At 62.5% G+C, this 20555-nt stretch carries 19 protein-coding genes and 1 pseudogene; 6 read left to right on the top strand and 14 right to left on the bottom strand.

All coding sequences use genetic code 11. The features are described 5' to 3' along the window. The 3 genes and pseudogenes from IM784_RS16805 to IM784_RS16795 form a co-directional block, all read left to right on the top strand. Window positions 1-243 (top strand): integrase core domain-containing protein (locus IM784_RS16805; protein ID WP_199556499.1); only part of this gene is annotated, 243 nt, incomplete at its 5' end. Window positions 244-397: 154 nt separating this feature from the next. After that, window positions 398-589, top strand: a pseudogene (locus IM784_RS16800) (transposase); the annotation flags it as partial. 318 nt (window positions 590-907) lie between these two features. Then, on the top strand, window positions 908-1498 hold the full coding sequence (locus tag IM784_RS16795) for a PEPxxWA-CTERM sorting domain-containing protein (RefSeq protein ID WP_199556498.1): 591 nt from the start codon (window positions 908-910) through the stop codon (window positions 1496-1498). A gap of 68 nt (window positions 1499-1566) precedes the next feature. On the opposite strand, the gene IM784_RS17360 is transcribed toward IM784_RS16795, so the two are convergent. The 3 genes from IM784_RS17360 to IM784_RS16780 form a co-directional block, all read right to left on the bottom strand. Beyond that, window positions 1567-1764 carry a DUF5990 family protein gene (locus IM784_RS17360; protein ID WP_328799577.1) on the bottom strand — a complete coding sequence of 66 codons (198 nt, stop codon included), beginning with the start codon at window positions 1762-1764 and terminating at the stop codon, window positions 1567-1569. Between the two features lie 477 nt (window positions 1765-2241). Further along, a complete protein-coding gene (locus IM784_RS16785; protein ID WP_199556497.1) occupies window positions 2242-2643 on the bottom strand; it encodes a MerR family transcriptional regulator in 402 nt (133 codons plus the stop codon). After that, complete coding sequence (locus IM784_RS16780; RefSeq protein ID WP_199556496.1) at window positions 2643-4571, bottom strand: TonB-dependent receptor plug domain-containing protein; 1929 nt, start codon at window positions 4569-4571, stop codon at window positions 2643-2645. Before IM784_RS16780 ends, IM784_RS16785 begins: the two co-directional genes overlap by 1 nt. A gap of 377 nt (window positions 4572-4948) precedes the next feature. Here IM784_RS16780 and IM784_RS16775 point away from each other — a divergent pair, with 377 nt between their 5' ends. Further along, on the top strand, window positions 4949-5386 hold the full coding sequence (locus IM784_RS16775; RefSeq protein WP_199556495.1) for a chromate resistance protein ChrB domain-containing protein: 438 nt from the start codon (window positions 4949-4951) through the stop codon (window positions 5384-5386). After that, window positions 5383-6597, top strand: coding sequence for a chromate efflux transporter (gene chrA / locus IM784_RS16770; protein WP_199556494.1), 1215 nt, complete (start codon window positions 5383-5385; stop codon window positions 6595-6597). The genes IM784_RS16775 and chrA overlap by 4 nt, the downstream gene beginning before the upstream one ends. An 820-nt stretch (window positions 6598-7417) precedes the next feature. Here the strand turns inward: chrA and IM784_RS17515 are convergent. The 10 genes from IM784_RS17515 to IM784_RS16720 all read right to left on the bottom strand — a co-directional run bounded on the left by IM784_RS17515 (window position 7418) and on the right by IM784_RS16720 (window position 19275). After that, window positions 7418-7546 (bottom strand): hypothetical protein, encoded by a 129-nt coding sequence (locus IM784_RS17515; protein ID WP_268920890.1) that lies wholly within the window; start codon window positions 7544-7546, stop codon window positions 7418-7420. Window positions 7547-7629: 83 nt separating this feature from the next. Beyond that, window positions 7630-8574, bottom strand: coding sequence for a transporter (locus IM784_RS16760; protein ID WP_199556493.1), 945 nt, complete (start codon window positions 8572-8574; stop codon window positions 7630-7632). A gap of 18 nt (window positions 8575-8592) precedes the next feature. Next, window positions 8593-10524 (bottom strand): alkyl/aryl-sulfatase, encoded by a 1932-nt coding sequence (locus tag IM784_RS16755; RefSeq protein ID WP_199556492.1) that lies wholly within the window; start codon window positions 10522-10524, stop codon window positions 8593-8595. A 189-nt stretch (window positions 10525-10713) separates the two neighbouring features. Beyond that, entirely contained in the window at window positions 10714-11385 is a 672-nt protein-coding gene (locus tag IM784_RS16750) for a Crp/Fnr family transcriptional regulator (RefSeq protein ID WP_199556491.1), read from the bottom strand. A 178-nt stretch (window positions 11386-11563) separates the two neighbouring features. Further along, a complete protein-coding gene (locus tag IM784_RS16745) occupies window positions 11564-12865 on the bottom strand; it encodes an efflux transporter outer membrane subunit (RefSeq protein WP_328799576.1) in 1302 nt (433 codons plus the stop codon). Window positions 12866-12939: 74 nt separating this feature from the next. Further along, on the bottom strand, window positions 12940-14085 hold the full coding sequence (locus IM784_RS16740; RefSeq protein ID WP_199556489.1) for an HlyD family secretion protein: 1146 nt from the start codon (window positions 14083-14085) through the stop codon (window positions 12940-12942). After that, window positions 14082-15764 carry an MFS transporter gene (locus tag IM784_RS16735; RefSeq protein WP_199556488.1) on the bottom strand — a complete coding sequence of 561 codons (1683 nt, stop codon included), beginning with the start codon at window positions 15762-15764 and terminating at the stop codon, window positions 14082-14084. Before IM784_RS16735 ends, IM784_RS16740 begins: the two co-directional genes overlap by 4 nt. Continuing rightward, on the bottom strand, window positions 15757-16395 hold the full coding sequence (locus IM784_RS16730) for a TetR/AcrR family transcriptional regulator (protein ID WP_199556487.1): 639 nt from the start codon (window positions 16393-16395) through the stop codon (window positions 15757-15759). Before IM784_RS16730 ends, IM784_RS16735 begins: the two co-directional genes overlap by 8 nt. Window positions 16396-16837: 442 nt before the next feature. Next, window positions 16838-17598, bottom strand: a protein-coding gene (locus IM784_RS16725) for an IS5 family transposase (RefSeq protein WP_199556486.1) whose coding sequence is annotated in 2 segments (ribosomal slippage) — window positions 16838-17265 and window positions 17265-17598 — 762 coding nt in all. Because the reading frame shifts where the segments join, the coding sequence is not laid out codon by codon here. Window positions 17599-18138: 540 nt separating this feature from the next. Continuing rightward, window positions 18139-19275: a helix-turn-helix transcriptional regulator gene (locus tag IM784_RS16720; protein WP_199556485.1), complete on the bottom strand. Its 1137-nt coding sequence runs from the start codon at window positions 19273-19275 to the stop codon at window positions 18139-18141. Window positions 19276-19686: 411 nt separating this feature from the next. On the opposite strand from IM784_RS16720, the gene IM784_RS16715 reads away from it, so the two are divergent. Then, window positions 19687-20304: a PEPxxWA-CTERM sorting domain-containing protein gene (locus IM784_RS16715; protein ID WP_328799575.1), complete on the top strand. Its 618-nt coding sequence runs from the start codon at window positions 19687-19689 to the stop codon at window positions 20302-20304. An 8-nt stretch (window positions 20305-20312) separates the two neighbouring features. Here IM784_RS16715 and IM784_RS16710 read toward each other — a convergent pair. Then, on the bottom strand, window positions 20313-20555 hold a 243-nt coding region (locus IM784_RS16710), incomplete at its 5' end, for an integrase core domain-containing protein (protein ID WP_199556484.1).

Below are 20555 nucleotides of genomic sequence, written 5' to 3'. Positions count from 1 at the left end.
AACGGGCAGGTCGAACGCATGAACCGCACGATCAAGGAGGCGACCGTCAAACGCTTCCACTACGAGAGCCACAACCAGCTTCGGACGCATCTCGCCGACTTCATGGCCGCCTACAACTTCGCCCGCCCGCTCAAAACGCTCAGCGGCCTCACACCCTACGAATACATCACCAAGATCTGGACGTCGGAGCCAGATCAGTTCATCGTCAATCCCATCCACCAGATGCCGCGACTGAACACCTAATTTTTGAAACCAACGGCAACGAACGCACCTCCGTCTTTCGGTTGAACGAATTTCAAACAGGCCAAGTTAAACATAGGTAGATTTCTTCTCGGACCTGACACCCTGATTTTCCTCCAAGTTTGATTAGAGTCTGGCCTGATAGAAGAACGGACGGATGAAGCGGACGAAGTTCACGGAAGAGCAGATCATCGGCGTGCTGAAGGAGGCGGAGGCTGGTGCGAAGACCAGCGACCTGGCCCGGCGTCACGGTGTGTCGGATGCGACGATCTACAACTGGAAGGCCCGGTATGGTGGCCTTGAGGTGTCGGAAGCCAAGCGCTTGCGGTCACTGGAGGGCGAGAACGCCTTCCCATTCTGTGGCAGAGATGCTGTCCGTTCTGTCTAACCTCAGTCCGTCCCTGCGTGCACGTCGTTTGAACGAAAGGCCTCTGTTAGGATAGTTGTTGCTTGCGGGGAACGTCCGCAATGTTGGCGGGCATTGCCGCGCAGCAAACTTCCAAGGCAAGTGACTGCTTCCGCGCCGCTTCCAGGGCATTCCGCTGCACTCCCCACCGTACGAAACCCGAATTCTAGGGATAAATTAACCAATTCACTTATTGCGCGGCACTATTCGCTCACCTATCGGTCGCCGAAATTTGGTCGCACATTTCGCGTGAGGTTGTTTATGAAGCGTATAATTGCGGCACTCGTTCTTGCGGGCTCCGTTGCCAATCCAGCACTAGCGACCGTTGTCACTCGCTCATACCAAGTCGATGCTTCCGAGTTTTGGCATTTTTTTGGTAACCCTGCTCCGTTCTCAACGCTAACGATGCAGTTTCAACTGACGTTCGATGATGCAGCAGACAGCGACATACTCTCTCCAGACAGCTTCTCTGCCATAACCGATGGAGAGGTGAATGTCGGTCCATTTTCAGCGGCTCCGGGATTCAAATACATTGTGAATCCGGGGATGGGTGCAGGGCCCGCAATTTCCCTTGGCGGCATCCTGAACGGGCATAACGTTTCGATGCCTGGAACCAATGATTTCAGCATTCGGTTCAATCCGAACAATGATGTTGAAAACTACGTGATGCTGAGTTTTTCTACCGTCGGCAGTGGATCATTCTCTGCAGCGAACGCAGTTATTAGGCAACTAGATCTTACTGCTTCTGCAGTTCCGGAGCCATCTACGTGGGCGATGATGTTTTTTGCCTTTGGGCTGGTGGGAGTTGCACTCCGTGGAAGGCGCCCCGACGCGACACGCCTTCCTGCCTAAACATTCGTTTGGGTCGACCGCAAATCTTGCCGGATACCATAGGATATGACGCCATATGATCGGCGGCTTCAGGCCTTGAGTAAGCGCCATTCGGTCGCCCGTACCGTTGCGCACGCGGCCGTGCCGTCTGCGCCGGTACCAACGACAGATGTCTCGATGACGCCGGCTCTTGCAGCTCGGTCCAGCAGTGTACTTTCGATGTGGTGCATGTCGATCTTCATGCGGCGAGACCAGGGCGAGGACTCGTCGCCGGCAAGTTGACCCACCCGAATGTAGACGAAACGCCGCACCGGCCCTTCCCCGCCGTACCTGGTCGCCAGAGAATTTCAGGCCGGCAGCCACGCGTACTGGGAAGTCAAACACGAGCGGCTCACCGTCACGCGACCGCATCGGATCGAGCGGCGTCTCGTCCCCTGCCTGAAGGCTGTGGAGGACGCCGATGACGGGTTGATCGACGGTGATCCGGAAGTAGATCACGGTCTGATCCGCGCGCGCCATGCGGATTAATAGACTGGCTCCGCATCCGGGGCCAACAGTGAACTGCCGGGAACCATTGACCGAGAGATTCTGATCCAATGCGCTAGGGTTTCGCCGTTGCCGTACCATGCCGACGTCGCGGAGCAGGGGCGGGTTGTCCAAAGTCGAGGCCGATATGCGGTCGAGTGGACGACCAAAACGCACGTCAGCTTTCAGGGCACCACTTGGTCTGCTCGAACGTCTGCTCTGTCGGCGAGAGCGTCAGTTCAGTCGGCCTTTGGCGCCAAAGCTTCTATGATGCGACAATCGGCTACCACTCCGCCCTTGCACGACGCGATGATGGCGTTCAGTTCAGTTCGAAGCGCAATCAGATCTGCAAGCTTGCGCTCCACCTCTTTCAAATGCGTCTGCGCCAGCGCATCGATGCTGGCGCAATCCCTCCGTCTGTCGTCAGACAGATTCAGCAGGGCGCGCACCTGGTCCAGCGAAAAGCCAAGGTCGCGTCCACGACGTACAAACGACAGACGGGCGATTTCAGCCGGTCCATAGCTGCGGTAGTTTCCCTCCGTGCGCGGAGGCACCGGCAGCAGGCCGACGCGTTCATAGTAGCGGATCGTCTCCACCTTGGTGCCTGTCGCCCGCGCCAGCTCGCCTATTGTCGTCGCCATCAATGCTGCTCCCCACCGCCAAACATCAGCCGGATGCCGCTGTTCAGCACGAACCCCTCCGTCGGCGCCCAGACGTCGACGGTCCAGCGGCCATCGGGGGCACGCGTCGGACGCACGAGCGGATCATAGTTGGTCTGGCGGACATTGAGGATATTTTCCGCGTTGATGAACAGCCTTACCCGTCCCAGCACAACCTCGGCCAATGCTCCCAGCTCGACATAGGGCTTGCTGCGGCTGCGCCACGGATTGTCCTCCAGTTCCTGCTTGCCGGTATAATAGGCTTCGATCCCGATACGGCCCTGGCCATGCTCCTCCCACATCGCAACAAGGCCGGCGGTGTCGCGCGGCGTGCGCGGAACGGTTCGGCGATTTCCGCTGTCCGGGTCGGGTTCGCTTGCGTTCACGCGAACATAGTTGCCCGTCACGGTGAAGGCATCCCAGCGATAACGAAGCATGACCTCTGCCCCGCGTGTGCGGGTCGTCCCGTCGGCATTGACCAGCCGCACGCTTTGGGGGCCGACTGTCCGGACCTGCACGGCATTTTCGATGTCCGAGGCAAAGAGCGTGAGGTTGGCGGTGAAGCCCCCCGCCCGATAGCCGATGTCCAGCGAGGCCGTCCCTGCCTGCTCTGCCTTCAACCCGTCGAGCGGCTCCAGCCGGGACAGGCCGGCAGCCTCGATCTGCTCGACAAAGGGCGTCGGGGCGTAGAAGCCACGCCCCCACGAGGCGCGGATGGTCCAGGGCCCGGGCTTGTAGAGTGCCGAAACGCGCGGGCTGAAATAGGTGCCATACTCGCTGTGCCGATCGAGACGGGCGCTGCCCGCCAGCGTCAGATTTTCGGCCACCTCACCTTCCAGCTGTCCGAAGATGCCCGGCACCACATAGTCATAGTCGAACGATGCGAACTGCTTCGAATGATATCCGTCGTGCTGCAGTGCGACACCGGCCAGCCAGCTTGCCCCGCCCAAGTCTCCCACAACCGAGACTTCTCCGAAACTGGTTTCGTGCCGGTCGTCCTCCACCACGTCGCCGAACTGGTGCCGGTGATCCTGCAGCATGGCGGATGCGCGCAGGTGCAAGGTCACCGTGTCGGAGATGGGGGTTTCACCCACCAGCCCGGCATCCAGTCGGGTCGTGTCCAGCGCTTCCACGAAGGGCTGGCCGTCGGGCGCGGTGCGACCGGCGAGTGTTCCGCCCGTGCGGTCCTCGGTCATTGCCCCCAGCGTTACGAACAGCTTGCCGCCGTTCGCCCCTTCCACGAACAGCCGCGGGCGGATTGTCCAGCGTTGATAACCCGGCATGTCTGCCCAGCCATCGCCATCCAGATCATTCTCATCCTGCCGGTGAAAGCCGCCGGTCAGCGAAAGCCCGACGCTCTCGCCAGCGGGCGTTGCCGCATAGGCTGTGAGGTCCTGTCCGCCCCGGCTGGTGAGGTTGAGAAGGGCTTCCAGTTCCGACGCGTCACCCGGTCGCCGCGAGACGAAGTTGATGACACCACCCAACGCAGACGCACCATAAAGCGCCGACACCGAACCCTTGATGACTTCCACCTGCCCGAGATCGGTCGGCGGGATCTGCAGCAGCCCGGCAGAGGATGCCTGCCCGCCATACAGCGGCAATCCGTCTGCCAGCAGCTGGGTATAGCGGCCGTCCATCCCCTGCATCCGCACGTTGGAGGACCCGAGCGACGGCGAGGTCACCTGCACCCGCACCCCCGGCGTCTCGGCCACCAGCATCGAGACATTGCCGGGGGTCATCAGGATCTTCTCCTCGATTTCCTCCCGCTCGATCACGTCAACGCGAATGGCTTCGTCATCCACACCACGGCCCGAGCGCGTCGCCTGAACGATGATGTCCAAGGTCTCCTCCTCGGCGCGGGCTTCCTGTGCCTGTGCGGCTGTTCCGGCAAGCGCCGTGAGGCCCAGCAAGAACGCCTGACGGCAGAGATTTTCAAGAAATCCAGGCTTCAAATTTTGCTCCCGAAGCAATCGGCTGCCCGATTTCAACGGGGCAGCAGTCTGTGTCGGGGTGGGCTGATAAACGCTGTAGCGACTACAGGGTCAACAGCGGATGTGATGAACGAATGGCGGGTATCACGGACTGCATGCGAGCCGTCAAACGAGTCGGCGGGATCGACCCTTCGTCGTTCACCACGGCTTGCTTGTACCAGGGTCGCCGGCACCTGGCGGCTTTGTGCCGGCCCACCGCAAACCCATATTCCGCAAGACCAGGCAGATTGGCGTGGACGCATTGACACCGGCGATCCGTCCCCTAATTCTGCGTCCATGGGGTTGGCGATCTCCCCATGAGGCTTTGTGCTGTCGATCCGACCTCGATCTTCCTGTTCGCGCCCACCGCCGATGTGCTGGCCATTGCCGGGTGGGTGTCTGCAGAACCATTCGATATCGAAGGTGATGGCGTGCGCAGGAGTCACCGGGGACAGCACTGCAGTTTTGACGCCATGGTAGAGGGCTTTGCCCTCTCGGGATTCGAGGCGCTGCTGCGGTTGGCGGTGGTGGTAAGAGGAGCGGACACCGGGAATCCAGAGCTGGCGCCGGAGGCCGCGGGCCCGCTTGCCGCCTCGCTGGGGCTGTCGCGGATGTTTGACGACGACAATGCGCAACTGGAGGCAGGCATGTTGCTCTATGATGCGCTGTATCGCTGGAGCCGGGATGCGACTGGCGAGACGCACAACTGGGAGTCGCACCAGCCGGCGGCCTTGCGCGGAAAGGCGCGGCCATGAACCGCCCGCCCGAGACACCGGCGGCTGCCACCGATCCGCTGCCGCCCATGATGAGCTATCCGGCGCTGTTCTGGCGCTTTCTGAAGTTCGGGGCGATGGCGTTTGGCGGGCCGGTGGCGCAGATCGCGATGATCCGGCGCGAGCTGGTGGACGAAGAAAAGTGGATCTCCAGCGGCCATTTCAACAAGCTGATGGCGGTGATGCAGGTATTGCCCGGGCCAGAGGCGCACGAATTGTGCGTGCATCTGGGTATTCGTGCCAAGGGGCGGCTGGGGGGTGTGCTGGCTGGCCTGGGCTTCATGCTGCCGGGGCTGCTGCTGATGCTGGCGCTGGCCTTCGCCTATACACGCTTTCATATCGAGGGAACGGTGCTGGAAGCGCTGTTCCTGGGGGTGCAGGCTGCCGTTATCGCGCTGATAGTCCGCGCCGTGCACCGGATCGGCGAACATGTGCTGGTCGACCGATGGCTGTGGCTGACGGCCATTCTGGCTGCCGCGGCGTCGCTGGCGGGGGTGAGTTTCTGGATCGTCTTGCCGGCGGCGGGGGTGGCCTATGCCTTTGCTTCCACGGGGCGCCTGTGGCTGGCGACGGGGGTGATGGCGCTTGCCGCCGCGCTGGCGGCGCTATTGTTGTTGGGGCCAGCGAACACCGATCAGGCCACCATCGCGGCTGCAGCCCCCACGCCCCTCGCGCTCTTCTGGTCCGGACTGAAGGGCGGGCTCTTGACCTTCGGCGGCGCCTATACGGCCATCCCCTTCATCCGCAACGACACGGTGGGCCGGGGCTGGATGACGGATGCGCAGGTCCTGGACGGGCTGGGGCTTTCCGGAATCCTGCCAGCGCCGCTGGTCATCTTCGCTACCTTCGTCGGTTTCGTCAGCGGCGGGCTGTGGGGTGCATTGGCCATCACCGCCGGCATGTTCCTCCCGGCCTTCGCCTTTTCCCTGCTGTTCTACGAGCGGCTGGAGGCGATAGTGGACAACAGCCGGTTGCAGCATTTTCTGGCGGGGGTCGCCGCCGGTGTGGTGGGGCTGATCGCCGTCACCCTGATCAGCCTTGCACGGTCGGCAGCCGGGGCGAGCAACAACCTGTGGGCAAGCCTCGCGATATTCGCCGCATCGCTAATGCTGCTCTACCGCTGGAAACATCGGCTGGCACCGCTGGCCGTAGTGGGACTGGGCGCGGCGCTTGGCATCATCGCATTGCGCTGACGGGGACAGAGACTGGTCAGGACATCAACGCCCGATAGAGGCTGAACAGGCTGGTTGCGGTGAGCACGAAGCCATGCCCACATCACCGATGTCGCACCCACCGTCCTCGACTTTGCAGGGGTCGCCGAAAAGCGGACAGTCGCCGGACAGGCCGTAAAGCCGATCAGCGGCAAGAGCTGGAAACCCGTCCTCGCTGGCACAGCGCAAGCCGTTCGCGGCCCGACTGACACAATCGGCGGCGAACTGTTCGGTTCGCGCAAGCTACGCCAGGGCGACTGGAAGATCACAGATATCGGCGACGGCAAGTGGAAACTGTTCAACCTGGCGCAGGATCCCGGCGAAACGCGGGACCTCTCGGCCGACCAGCCGCAACGATTCCAGGCCATGCAGGATGCGTGGGCCCGATGGGCCGGAAGCGTGGGCGTGGCGCTGCCAGACAGAGTTTTGCCGCGCCCTGAACTGAACACACGTTGAGGCAGGTGAACGGTCAGGGTCCAATCGATCCCGACGCCCGTCACCGGATCTCCATCATTGGCGACCGTTGTTTGAAAGGAGTGCAGAAGTTGAAGGAGCGGCCGCTTTCAGAAGCATGGAAAGCGGTCGGGAGTGACCGCAATGTCGGCGAAGGCCGACGTTCATACGGCCGCCTCTGGGATCCAGCGGCTGGTATCACAGGCTGCACGGGGCGATTGGCGCGGGCAAGCTGCACGCCGCTCGCCGTCAGCCGATAGGCGTGCCGTGGCGGGCGGCCTCCTTCGGCTGGTAGCTGCTGCCATTCCGCTTCGAGATGCCGTTGCGCCTCCAGGCGGATCAGCAGCGGTTAGAGCGTGCCGGATTTGACATCGGCAAGCCGTGCCAGTTCATAACCGTGCGACCATTGACCACCGGCGTCGAGCAGCACGGCGAGGACCATCCGGGCACGGGGGAAGAGCGCGCGGGATCGGGACATCGTCATTAAATCTACCTAGATAGATATATCGTCGAGCGCTCCAGTCCAGATATCCGATCCTCGACGGGAAGGGGCCGCTTGCGTCAGAACACATAGCTTCCCATCAGCCGCCACATCCCGCCCTCCGGGCCGTTTTCGTTGCGGGCCAGCACGCCGCCATAGCTGAGCTTTGCCGAAAAGGCCGGGCTGAATGTCAGGTTCAGCGAGCCGCCGATCGCGAAGGATTCCTGCCGGTTGTCGGCGCGGAGCCCATCGGTGATACTAGCGCCGCCGTTGCTGTACATGCCGTCCAGCGAAACCCAGGCCATGCGGTTCACATTCTTCGTCAGATGGCTTTCCAGCGTGAACAGCGGGCGCTGCCCCGTGCGTTCGGCCGCACCGAAGGGATCGTTGTTGTTGCCATAGAAGGTGACGGCTGGCAGCAGTTCGAACGTGCCATGATCGGGCGTTATCAGCGATTTGCCGAAGTTGAACGACATCGGCGCACCGAACTGAACGGCCCAGCGGTTGCTGCCGGTGTTGATGGCGCGGGCGGATTCATAGCTGCCCAGCGGCACATAGAGGTTTGTCATCACCCCCAGCGCAAAGCCCTGCCTGAACCTCGCATAGTCGGGCATCGGCAGCGACGGCGAGCCGACAAGCCCGACGACCAGCGCAACCTGCGGATCGAACAGGCCAGACCGATGCGCCTCCAGCCGCGGGCGGTCGGGCAGGTTCGTGTCCATCCGGGCGTCGATCCGGCCATAGGGCAACGCGACGACGACGGCGCCCTGCTGCCCGCCCGGCAGGCGGAAGGCGCGCGTGTATTGCGCGATCCCCAGCGTCACATCGATGTCGCTGCCCTTCACCACCGATCCCGGCTCGATGCTCTGGTTGCCGTTCAGAGCCACGCCATAGACGGTGACGACATTGCTGTTTTCCGGCACCAGTTGCAGCGCGCGCGGCCCATAGCCCTGTGCGCCGGCCGCGGCAGCCAGCAACAGGCCGCAGAGCAGGGCGGCGAGCCGCGCCAGACGATTGTGATGCATCTGAGATCCCTCTCTCGCTCAGGGCGTTACGATATTGAACCAGAAGGGGAAGCTGTCGAGCAGCGACATGAACTGCTTCAGCGCAGCCGGATCGCCGCTGATCGAGGCATCGCCCGACGCGATCGCCTTTTCCATTGTCGTTTGCCCCAGCTGGATCGTATCCAGCGTGGCCTTGGGCAGCTTCAGCGTCGCGTCAGGCCTCTGCACCGCCCCGCCATGGTTCATCACACCATTTTCCACGCGCACGCCATAGACCTTGCCAAGATCGGAGAAATCGAAGTTCAGCGCGAGTTTCTTGCCAGCCGCGCGCGGGCCGTTCAGGCGCACCGACAGATAATCGAACAGCATCTCGGGGGGCATGGCGCGGATCACGTCGGCGCTGGCGGCACCGGCCGTCTTGAAGTTCGGCACTCCGTTGCGCAGCTCGAACGCCCCTTGCAGATAGACCGAGCGCCAGGGGCCGGATTCCGCCTGATAGCCCATCTGTTCGAAGGCATCCGCCAGCAGCGCCTTCGCCTGCGTATTGTCCGGCTCGGCGAACACTGCCTGCTTCATCGCTTCGGCCACCCAGCGATAATTGCCGGCGTCGAAATCCTTGCGCGCACGAGAGACCATCGCCCCGCTGCCGCCCATATACTCCACATATTTCTTCGCGACCTCAACCGGCGTCAGCGGGTTCAGGTTCGCCGGATTGCCATCATACCAGCCCATGTAGCGCTGATAGACAGCGCGGCTGTTGTGGCGCAGCGTGCCGTAATAGCCGCGCGTCGGCCAGTTGTTCTCCAGCTCGGGCGGCAGCGCGATTTCCTCGGCGATCTCAGGCCCGGTCTCGCCATGGTTCATCAGGTTCACAGACTGGTCGTGCAGATATTTGTACACGTCGCGCTGCTTCCGAAGATAGTCCAGCACCTCGGCATTGCCCCATTTGGGCCAGTGGTGACTCTGGAATTTCACGGTCGCCTTGTCGCCCCACAGGCCGATCGTCTCATCCAGATAGCTGGCCCAGCGCTGGGCATCGCGCACCTGCGCCCCGCGCAGCGTCAGGATATTGTGCATGGTGTTGGTGGTGTTTTCCGCCATCCACAGCGCATTCCATTGCGGGAACCATGTGTTCATCTCGGCCGGGGCTTCGGTGCCCGGCGTCAGTTGAAACACCATCGTCACCCCGTCCACGGTGACGGTCTCGCCCGACTTGGCGATCGTGTCAGTGGGCGGGATCAGCGTGACGGTGCCTTGCGAAGTCGTCTGGCCCAGCCCTGCGTTCACGCCGCCTTGCGCATTGCGAGGCAGCAGCGTGCCATACATGAAGACGGCGCGGCGGCTCATGGCGTTGCCGGCGATCACATTCTCGCTGATGGCATGTTCCAGAAAGCCTTCGGGGGCAAAGATCTTCACCTTGCCCGCCTTCACATCGGCTTCGTCCACGATGCCGCGCACGCCGCCATAATGATCGACATGGCTGTGGCTGTAGACGACGGCGACCACCGGCAGCTTGCCCAGATTCTTCGTGACGAGATCATAGGCGGCCTTCGCCGTTTCCGCCGATTGCAGCGGATCGAAGACGATCCAGCCCGTCTTGCCGCGGATGAAGCTGATGTTGGCCAGATCGTAACCGCGTACCTGGTAGATATCGTCTGTCACGCGGAACAGGCCATATTGCAGGTTCAGCTGGGCGTTGCGCCACAGGCTGGGGTTCACCGTGTCGGGCGCGGGCGCGTCGGGCGTGATGAACTGGCGATAGGGTTCCAGATTCCAGACGATCTTGCCGTTGGGATCGCGGATCGTCAGCGTCGCCGGCCGATCAACGAGGCCGCGCGTCGCGTCATCGAAATCGCGCCGGTCGGCGAAAGGCAGTTGCTGCAGCAGCTTCTGGTTGGCGGCGCGTGTGGCGGCAGTGGCCGGCTTCGTGGGTGCGGGCGGCGACTGCGCCAGCGCGACGCCGGACGCCATGGAACAAAGGGCCGAAAACGCGATGCAGGCGCCGGCCGATACCTGAGCTGTTCTGTATGCCATTGAGTATAACCCCATTTGCCATGCCCTTGGGCTGGCAGTCCTCCACGGGGTGCCGATACTGCGATTCGATTCCGGCAAAAGCGCACTGTAGACAATTCACGACAGAGCCGCCGCCAATTCGCGGGATCAGTCGTCGTCAGCGAACGCCTGAATGCTGGCTGCATCCAAGATCAGGATGCTGCCGTAACTGCATTTCACCCAGCCTCTTTTCTCGAAATCGCCCAGGATGCGGTTGGCCTGCCCCCGGCTGGTGCAGGTCATCTCGCCGAGCTGCTCCTGCGTCAGGTTGAGGGCCGGACTGCCTGAAGACAGCGCGCGGCTCAGCACGGCGGCGATGCGAACCTTCGGATCGGAATGTTGCAGGTCGTTCATGATCCGGATCGACATGTCGATGCTGTGCATCAGGATCAGGCTGAAGTTGCGGATCAGCTGCGGGTCTTCATAGGCGATGCGGTCCATCTGCGTGAGCGGCAGGTGCATCACCCATGTCGGCAGGATGGCCCGCAATTCCATGCGCCGGGGCTGGCGCGTGAAGAAACAGCCTTCGCCAGTCCAATAACCGGGCATGCTGAAGTGGATCAGCTTCGGCCGCCCGCCCGGCGGCGCCGTGTTGATCGAGAAATTTCCCGCAACAAGGCCATAAATGCCCCCAGGCTCATCGCCCTGCCGGTAGATCACCTTTCCCGGCTCATACGCCTGCAACGTGGCGCTGCGCAGCACCTCGTCCTGAAAGGCAAAGGACAGGCTGCTCAGCCAGCCATTGTTGCGAACGATGGAATCGGCATCTTCCCTTCGCATAACCCCTCCCGCCGGACCTTAGGAAGGAAACGGATCGCCCTCAACATGCCCGCATGCGGCATCTGTATTTCCACAGGGATTGCCGGAAGCAATTCCAATCAGCCAGCGCGTTGCACCAATGTCATTGCATCGCCGATATGGTTGATGACTTGCCCGGCATCTGCGCGGAATTAACCCTTCACTCTTCGGCCCCGCCTGTCTGCGCGGCACCGCCGAGAGCCTGGTATAGCGCGACGAGTGCTGTCAGCTTGTCGGCCTTCAATTGCACCAGCGCGAGATCGACCGAAAGGAGCGAGCGCTCGGCATCGATCTGCTCCAGATAGGGGGAATAGCCCGCCCGGTAGCGGTTCGTTGCGTGGCGCGCCGCATCGGCAACCGCCGCGCGTTGCGCGCGCAGCGAGACTTCCTGATCGTCGAGGCGGGAGATGACGGCCAACTGGTCCTCGACTTCGCGGAACGCTGTCAGGACCGTGCGACGATAGGCGAAGGCTGCCTGATCGCGCTGCGCCGTGGCGGCATCGAACTGTCCTTGCAGGCGGCCGCCGTTGAAAATCGGGGCAAGGATGCTGCCTCCGACCGACCAGATCGCGACCGGATCGTCAAGCGCCGAGGAAACGATCGTCCCGGCTGACGCAGCCAGGCGAACCTGCGGCAGGAACTGCGCCCGCGCCCCGCGCATCCGCGCATCGCTGGCGGCGAGTGCGTATTCCGCCTGAAGGATATCTGGCCTGCGCCGCGTCAGTTCCGAGGGCAGTACCAGGGGGATGGCAGGCTTGCTGAGCGCCGCGAAGGTGCCGCGCCGGATGGCGCGGGGTGGCTCGCCGACCAGCACCGACAAGGCGTTTTCCTGCCGCGCCAAAGCCGCCTCAGCCGCCGGGATCTGCTGTTCGGCAGCGCGATATTCCGCTTCGGCCTGACGCAGTTCGAGCTGCGAGGTATATCCTGCTTCCTGGCGGTCGCGGGCAATGAGCAACGCTTCGCCACGGGTGACGAGCGTGGCGCGGAGCGTATCGATCCGCTGGTCGAGAGCGAGCAGAGTGATGTAGCCGCTGGCGGTTGCCGCCGTGACCGAAAGCAGCGCGGCATCGCTGGCCGCCTGGGCAGCCCCGGCATTCGCCTGTGCCGCATCGGCCTGCGCCCCGTTCCTCCCGAACAGGTCGATTTCATAGGACGCTTGAAACACGGGTTGCAGGGTGACGCCTTCCACGGGCGTTCCAAATGGGCCCAAGCTGCGCGATTCGGCACCTTGCACGGTGAAATCCAGACCGGGCAGCAGCAGTGCGCGCGAAACACGTTCCTGTGCACGCGCTTCGCGCACGCGCGCCGCAGCGATGGCAACATCGACATTGTTGGCCCGCGCCAGTTGGACAAGTTCGCTCAGCCGCGGGTCCCCGAACGCCTTCCACCAGTCTGCCTCGATCACGGCATCCGATCCAGGCGGGGTGCGCCACTGCAGCGGCGATGAAACCGCGCTTGCCACAGGCGGTGGCGTAAGGGCGGGGGCGCAGGAGGCCAGCAATCCCGTACCCGCTATCAGCGCTATCGCACGCCTATTCATGGCACGTCTCGCGTATCGACCTTGGCGACCACGGACATACCCGGCCCCAGCCTCTTTGCCGGTTCCTGGCCCGGATTGATGCGGATGCGCACCGCCACCCGCTGCGGGACCTTCACGAAATTGCCCGATCCGGTATCCGGCTTGATGACGCTGAATTCGCTGCCGGCGGCCGGCGAGACATTTTCGACCGTGCCCTTCAACGTCTGTCCGCCAAGGGCATCCACGCTCAGCGTCGCATGCTGGCCGACGCGGATTTTTGCCGTCTGCGCTTCCTTGAAGTTGGCGACGACCCAAATCGTGCCGGGCACCAGGTACATCAGCTGCGTACCCGGCTGGACCAGCTGGCCGACGCGCACCGACACTTCGCTCAGCCGTCCATCGCGCGGCGCACGGATTACCGTGTTGTCGAGATCGATGCGGGCCAGGTCGCGCGTCGCGACGGCGTTGGCGACCTGGGCCTGCAAGCCGCTGCGGCCCACCGTGACGGTCTTGCTCTGCTCGACCGCGATCGCCCGCTGGGCCTCTGCCTGGCGCACGGCGGCTTCCGCCTGCCGGAGCGCGGCGAGCGTCTGGTCGCGTTCCCGCAGCGAAACCGACCCTTCGGACACCAGTTCGCTGACGCGGCGCATGTCGGCCTGGGCACGGGACAGCTGCGCGCGCGCGGCAGCGACCGCTGCATCCTGAAGCCGGATCTGCGCCTCACTCGACCGTGCGTTCTGCTGCGCATTGTCGAGATTGGCGGTCTGCGTCCTGATCGCCGCGGTGCCTTGCGCCACGCGCTGGCGGTATATGCGATCATCGATCTTCACGAGCGGCTGCCCGGCCCTGACCTCGGCGAAATCCTTGACGAGCACTTCCATGACATAGCCGCTGACCTGGGGGCTGATGATCGTCGTCTGCCCGCGCACATAGGCGTTGTCGGTGGTCTGGATGGAAGAGCCGAAGGGGGGCAGCCGCCAAGCATAGAGTGCGGCCAGCGCGCCCGCCAGAATCACGAGTGCAAACACGATCTTGCGGCGACGGGACCCCTTTGGCGCCCAGCCTTTCTGCTGCGGCGCCTCTTCCACCGGCTCTACCGCTGGCGGCGGCGCCGATGCTTGCGGCTCGGCCGGGACAGGTCGGGTCTTCTCGGTATCGGTCATGAATCGCTCCGGCTCATCATGGCCTGTAGCGCTTGCAGTTCGTTCGCCAGCGGGTTGATCCCGTGGCGGCGATTGTAGAGCCATTGTGCGAACATGGCTGCAAACACCAGAGAGGCCAGGATTCCAATCAATAGAAAAACGTCGTTATAGGCTTGTACCGCTGCCTCACGGCTTGCCTGCTGCACCAGCTGTCCGGCGCCGCTCGCCTGCGAAAGGGAGGCATCGCCGATTGTGCTGCTATAGGCAGCGGCGCGCTGCTGCACCGCCTGTGCGACGATCGGATTGGTCAGCGTCAGGCTGTCGCCGATCGCCATCAGGTGCGCCTTGGTGCGCAGGGTATGGTAGGCTGACAGGGCTGCCACGCCGAACAGGCCGCCCAGCGTCTGGGACAGGCCGAACACGGCCGAGAAGCTGATGATGTACGCAGGCCCCTTGGACAGCGCGCGCAGCAGCCCCTCCATGATCGCGCCGCCCATGAAATAGACCGCGCCAAAGGCCATGGCCGCCTGCGTCCAATATAGGTTGACGGGCCGGGTCTGGGTGCTGGCATGGGTGTCGAGAAGGGCTGCTGCCGCGATGATGGCAATGGCGAAGATCACGGGACGTCTCAGGTCCTGCGGGTTGAGTCGGATGATCGAAACGACCATTCCCAGGAACGTCGCACCGGCCAGAATCCAGTAATATGTGGTCAGCTGGTCGTTGTTCATCCCCACCGTCGCCAGCAGGCCGCTGGCTCCGAAATTCTGCTCCGAAAGCAGGACTCGCACCATCGCCCCGACCAGCGCGAAGGACACGATTTCGCGGCTTGTGATCCAGCCGACCTGAAGCATGGGGTTCTTCCGGTTGCTTTCGATCATGAAAGCCGTCCCGATCAGCACGATCGCCGCCGCCAGTGCGGCCCCCAGCCACGGGGTGGTCCACCACTGGATGCGCCCCTGCACCAGAAAGGCGCAGAGCAGTCCGATGCCGCCCGCGAACAGCGGAAAGGTCAGGAGATCGAGCTTCTCGAACGCCGCGACCGTGTGTCCCGGAGGAAGGGTCAGCATGTTGACCAGCCCGAAGGCAATAAGCGACATGGCGAACTGCAACTGGAAAAGCGGTACGATGTCACCGCCTTCCAGAAGCTGCGGGGACACCGCGCGGGCAAGTGGAAGGGCGACCTGCGCAAGGCCCATGCCGAGCAACAGGCCAACCAGCCGGGCCTTCGCCGGCATGCCCTGCATCAGGTAGAACATTGCCAGCACGGTGAGGCAGCTGGCCGCGATCCCCGAAGTGCCGCGCGCTATCAGCTCCATTGTGTATCCGGCGTCGAACAGCTGGACGAAATTCGCCAGCAGAAGGCACGCCATCGCCACCCTGACGAACCGCTGGATGCCGAATTGCTGCCGCGCCTTGAACAGCAGCATGCTCATGCAGGCATTGGTCATGTTGTAGGCCACGGTGACCCAGCCACCCTCGACCGGGGTCAGCGCGAGGCTGCCCTGCAGGTTCGTCAGGTTCGCGATGAGAAGGCCGTTCTGAAACCCGCCGGCAAGGCCGAGATAGACCCCTATCAGCAAATAGCCGACCCGGCGCAAAGTGGGGTGATCAGGCGTCGCCGGCGAACCTGGCATGAACGGCTGCTCATGGGTCTTGAAGATGTAGTCGCCGTCCCGGAGCCGGCCCTGATCGTCAGTCATTGCGGAACAGCGGTGCAATCAGGGTATCACACAGGGCGGCGCGAAAAATCTCGTCATCGGCAAGGCGGGGATCTCTGCTCACCAGAAGCTCGCGCCGACGGACCATGGCGGCCACACCTTGGCTGAAATGCAGGACCGCGATGGCGGGGCAGATCTCGGGCAGTCCGCCGGCGGCCTTTGCTGCCTCCATCAAGGGCAGATGCCGGTCGAAGATCGGCGGGCCAAGCGTTTCGCCAAGGTAGCGCGAATGCTCTACGTCCGTTTCTGCGTCTCGGCGTAGGAACTGGACCAGCGCAGGATTGCGCAGCGCGAAATCGACAAAGGCTGTCATGCTCGCTTGAAGCTGGTCGCGCGCCGACGCTTCGGCGCCTGCGCTGGTCCCATCCAGCGCGCTCATCAACGCTCGCCCGACATCGGCGACAATCGCTTTCCAGAGACCGAGCTTGGACCCGAACTGATAGGAAATGAGCGACGCATCGACGCCGGCGGCGGCCGCGATCTCTCGCGTGGACGCGCCATCGAAACCCCGGATCGCGAAGAGATCGAGGGCAGCACGCTTTATGGCAGCGGCCGATTGACCAGAAACCTGGTTGCTTGGCTTTCCCCGGGAACGGGCGGCTTTGGCGATCATCGGAGAAATCCATCCAATATGAATGCGCTATCTAATGCCCGATCCCGCTTAATTCAACAGTTGATGAATAAATATGCTCTGGATTGTTTGCCCAACCCCATGCAGCGACGTGGCGACCCAGCCGCCGATCCCGCTTTGCCGTCACAGGTCGGCTGCCATCAGCCCATTTGCGACATACTGCGATGCCGGCCAGACAGAGATTAACGCCGGCTTGCAGCATCAAGCTGTCGTTCATCCTGTCGCTCGGGAACGACTGCATTGTCCCAGCCCTCGTCAATCAAACGCCTCGCGGCGACGGTGAACGAACGGCGGGTTCGGACGCACCAAACTGAGTCCCCAAACGGCGGCTATGTCGGCGGATGGCGTCACGGCAGGTCGCGCGACCCAATAGCAGATCGACACGACGCGGGCAGTTTTTTCGGACCGGAGCTAGGCTCAGGACTCATTGATTGATCCGGAAGATGATGGTTGCGGCGATACAGATGGCTGAGAAGAAGGTGTGCGCGCACCGGTCGTAACGGGTATGGATGCGCCTCCAGTCTTTCAGCTTTCCGAACATGTTCTCAATGCGATGTCGCTGCCGGTAGAGCATTGGGTCGTGGGGTATGCGGACCTTGCGGTTTGACCTGGACGGGATGCAGGCGGCGATGCCGCGCTCGGCGAGCGCTGCGCGGAACCAGTCGGCATCGTATCCTCGGTCTGCGAGCAGCGCCTTGGCCTTGGGCAAGGCGTCGATCATGAGCGCAGCGCCCTTGTAGTCGCTCATCTGCCCTTCGGAGAGCAGCATCACCAGCGGCCGGCCCTTGCCGTCGCAGACGGCGTGCAGCTTGGAGTTCAGGCCACCTTTGGTCCTGCCGATACGTCTGGGAACAGCCCCTTTTTGAGCAGACTGGCTGCAGTCCGATGGGCCTTCAGGTGCGTGGCGTCGATCATCAGCGTGTCTGGCTTGCCGCCTTTGGCTGCCAGGCTCGCGAAGATCTTGTTAAACACGCCCATACGGCTCCAGCGGATGAAGCGATTGTAGATCGTCTTGGGCGGACCATATTCGGCCGGCGCGTCCCGCCACCGCAGGCCGTTCCTGATCACGAAGATGATCCCGCTGATGATCCGACGGTCATCCACCCGGGGCACCCCGTGCGACAGCGGGAAATACGGCTCAATCCGACGCATCTGCGCATCCGACAACCAAATCAGATCACCCATGGCAACGCCTCCTCGCGTCACCAGTGAATCAACCCATCCGTGTCCGTGCAAGCAATTTAATAGGTCCTGAGCCTAGGCTGTGCGGATTTCCTGGCTGGGGCTTTTCAGAGCGGCTTCGCATCCGACCACCATGGACCGCATGGCCGCTTTCACCAAGCCGATCTGGACCTGCGAGTGTCAGCTATGTTGGCGCAAGCCGCTGCGTAGGCTGGCCAGAGAAGCGGCAGCATCCGACCAAGTATCGCCGTTTTCTGTGGTGGAGTGAACGTCGGTAGCCGATAGGAGCCGCCGCTCGAGCGTCAGAAGACCGTCGGTCGGAGCTGCCCGGACATAGCTCTTCAATCGATCGCCATGGCTTCCCGAAATAGGCTGTTTTGGGAATGCGAGATCGTCCCGTTTTTCCATCTTTGAGCTGCCTTTTCGAGAAATGGCATTTGGGAACAGGGTTCGGGAAAGCTCAGCCTGCCACCCCGGTCTCTGCGCGCACCGGCACCAGCCGTCTCGCGACATGGTCCCAATCGGGCAGGTTTGGAAGCGTGGTCAATCCATTACGGGCTTCGCCAAAGCGTGAGCAAGACGGACCAGATCGGCGCGACAATGAGTTTCGGTCTTTTGAAACAAGTGCAGGACATGAGTTCGCACGGTGCTGGAAGCGATACCGAGTTCGGCTCCGATCTGCTGCGTGCTTTTCCCTGCAACGACATGCTCTAACACACGGATCTGGGTATCCGAAAGTTTGAATATCGATTTGAACACATCCGGCGCGTGACTCCGATCACCGGCTGCATTCGAGACGAAGATAGCTGCCACTGCGTCCTCGGCCAGCTTTGGACGTAGCGCCCCGCTGACGAGCGGCAGCAGATGAAGCGTATGCGCGGAGTTATCCGTTCCCCGGACCGCCATTCCGATGCCTTTGCCCGGGATATCGGTTTCGTTCTCCGCTAACTGCCGGATCGTTTTCTGGATTGCGTGCTGCAAGCCCTGAACAGGAGAGGCGAGCCTGCCGTGCCGCAACATCAGCATGGCGCCATCCTCCAGTATCGCCTGCGCACAAACGTTCGCGTACACCACCGCGCAATCAGCCGAGACCAGCACGATCGGTACCGACATGGCGTCAATGACGGCCCGGAAATTTTGAGCGTCACTGCGGGATACGTCGAGCAGACCGCTGATCCGGGCGGCACGCTGGCAATGCGGAAGCAACAGCGTCAAAGCATCGACCAGCGTATCGTCAATAATGCCGCGCCGGGAATCCGTAGCCAGACGGATGCTGCCGAACAGGCTGTCGTCGCGCGCCAGCACGATCGCGGCACCATCGACCAGGCCCATCGGCTCCACCCAGCTACGGTAATAGGCCGTCTGCAACAAGGCCTCTTGGCTCATGATGCGGCTGACGATCCACGGCCGGTCGATGGCGCGCGTCATCGTGGCGGCGATCCCGCCCCAGACTTCGGGCATTCCTCGATAATGGCTGACCATCGTGACAGCTTGTTCGCGATCGATGCCATGGTGGAAGTTGAACAGGTTGGTCATGTCCGGAACGCGATTGAGGTCGATCGTTCCTTTGCGAAACCCGAAGGTCTCGCAGATCAGGCCGAGGGTCTGCGGCCAAAGCGCGACGTCGATTGCCCCGTCGTATATCGCGGAAACCAGCCTTGAGAATGCGTGACGATCCATGCCCCGTTTGCTCGTCGATAAGGTCGCGCCACCATATACCGACTTTTTTCCTTACCTCCACCATCTGGTGGAAGCGGGGGTGCAGCGATCCGGTTAATCAACTCTTCATCATATCGCGTGGCTGGAGTGGCCGAAGGCACGACAACGCAATCAGGGGGCAAACGAATGAACAGGTCGCAGTCGATCGGATCAGGCGGAAATGTGCGGACCGGATCGTCCGGGTCGGTGGAGCTGGTTGGAGGACATGGGGCGCGTCGGACGATACGTCGCGCGCTGTTGGTTCTTGCTGCTGTTGGCACCGGCGCGTTGTCCGCAGGCCCCGCGCTTGCCAATGATCCGTGTTATGACAACCCGATGGAACCCTGCTACGCTGTCACGGGAGTTGGAGGCGGTGCCCGGGACATCATACCGGTGAGCTACAGTGTCGGCAGTCGCGGCGACGGCATGTCCGGCTACGCGAACAACGACAACGGCGGTACCGTCTTCGCGTCCACCGAAGGTCGTACGTACGGTGGCGCTTCGATATTTTCCGAACTCAGGCATTACATAACGGTCGATCATGTTACCGGAGCGCTGGACGAGCTGGTGCCGCTGCGCATCCGTGCGCTTTCGTTTTACGGCCGGACGGGGGCTGCCGGCGGCTCCGGTCTAGGTTATTACAACGCTCGACAGGCGGGGCGCCAGCTGACGGGCGCGAGGGGTTCGTCCGGCTTCGCGTCCTCAGGCACAATCTTCGATCTCAATCAGATCGTGTACGTGACACCCGATGTCCCGATCTTGATTGAAATGCAGGCAATCTCCACAGTAAGCTATTATCCAGGTCAAGGGAACGAAGTGACCGTCGACCCGGTCTATACAATCGTTGGCGACTATGCTTCCCGTTACAAGTTGAGCGGACTGCTGTCGAGCGGTGCGATCCCCGCCCCGGTGCCGGAGCCGGCCCCATGGGCGATGATGATTGCGGGGTTCGGCATGATTGGTGCGGTGATCCGTCACCGCAGGCGGCAGTTCGTCGTCCGTTCTGCCTGATCCATCTTCTAGTTGTTCAGTCGCGGCATCTGGTGGATGGGATTGACGATGAACTGATCTGGCTCCGACGTCCAGATCTTGGTGATGTATTCGTAGGGTGTGAGGCCGCTGAGCGTTTTGAGCGGGCGGGCGAAGTTGTAGGCGGCCATGAAGTCGGCGAGATGCGTCCGAAGCTGGTTGTGGCTCTCGTAGTGGAAGCGTTTGACGGTCGCCTCCTTGATCGTGCGGTTCATGCGTTCGACCTGCCCGTT

Source organism: Sandaracinobacteroides hominis, from assembly GCF_016464365.1.
GTDB classification, from domain to species: domain Bacteria; phylum Pseudomonadota; class Alphaproteobacteria; order Sphingomonadales; family Sphingomonadaceae; genus Sandaracinobacteroides; species Sandaracinobacteroides hominis.
This window is presented reverse-complemented; position numbering and strand designations above follow the sequence as displayed.

Bases quoted from the DNA above. Each gene is read 5' to 3' on its own strand.
- IM784_RS17515 (WP_268920890.1), bottom strand. From the start codon at position 7,546: ATGTCCCGATCCCGCGCGCTCTTCCCCCGTGCCCGGATGGTCCTCGCC.
- chrA (WP_199556494.1), top strand. From the start codon at position 5,383: ATGAACCGCCCGCCCGAGACACCGGCGGCTGCCACCGATCCGCTGCCG.
- IM784_RS16775 (WP_199556495.1), top strand. From the start codon at position 4,949: ATGAGGCTTTGTGCTGTCGATCCGACCTCGATCTTCCTGTTCGCGCCC.
- IM784_RS16795 (WP_199556498.1), top strand. From the start codon at position 908: ATGAAGCGTATAATTGCGGCACTCGTTCTTGCGGGCTCCGTTGCCAAT.
- IM784_RS16735 (WP_199556488.1), bottom strand. From the start codon at position 15,764: ATGACTGACGATCAGGGCCGGCTCCGGGACGGCGACTACATCTTCAAG.
- IM784_RS16785 (WP_199556497.1), bottom strand. From the start codon at position 2,643: ATGGCGACGACAATAGGCGAGCTGGCGCGGGCGACAGGCACCAAGGTG.
- IM784_RS16760 (WP_199556493.1), bottom strand. From the start codon at position 8,574: ATGCATCACAATCGTCTGGCGCGGCTCGCCGCCCTGCTCTGCGGCCTG.
- IM784_RS16740 (WP_199556489.1), bottom strand. From the start codon at position 14,085: ATGACCGATACCGAGAAGACCCGACCTGTCCCGGCCGAGCCGCAAGCA.
- IM784_RS16750 (WP_199556491.1), bottom strand. From the start codon at position 11,385: ATGCGAAGGGAAGATGCCGATTCCATCGTTCGCAACAATGGCTGGCTG.
- IM784_RS16755 (WP_199556492.1), bottom strand. From the start codon at position 10,524: ATGGCGTCCGGCGTCGCGCTGGCGCAGTCGCCGCCCGCACCCACGAAG.
- IM784_RS16720 (WP_199556485.1), bottom strand. From the start codon at position 19,275: ATGGATCGTCACGCATTCTCAAGGCTGGTTTCCGCGATATACGACGGG.
- IM784_RS16730 (WP_199556487.1), bottom strand. From the start codon at position 16,395: ATGATCGCCAAAGCCGCCCGTTCCCGGGGAAAGCCAAGCAACCAGGTT.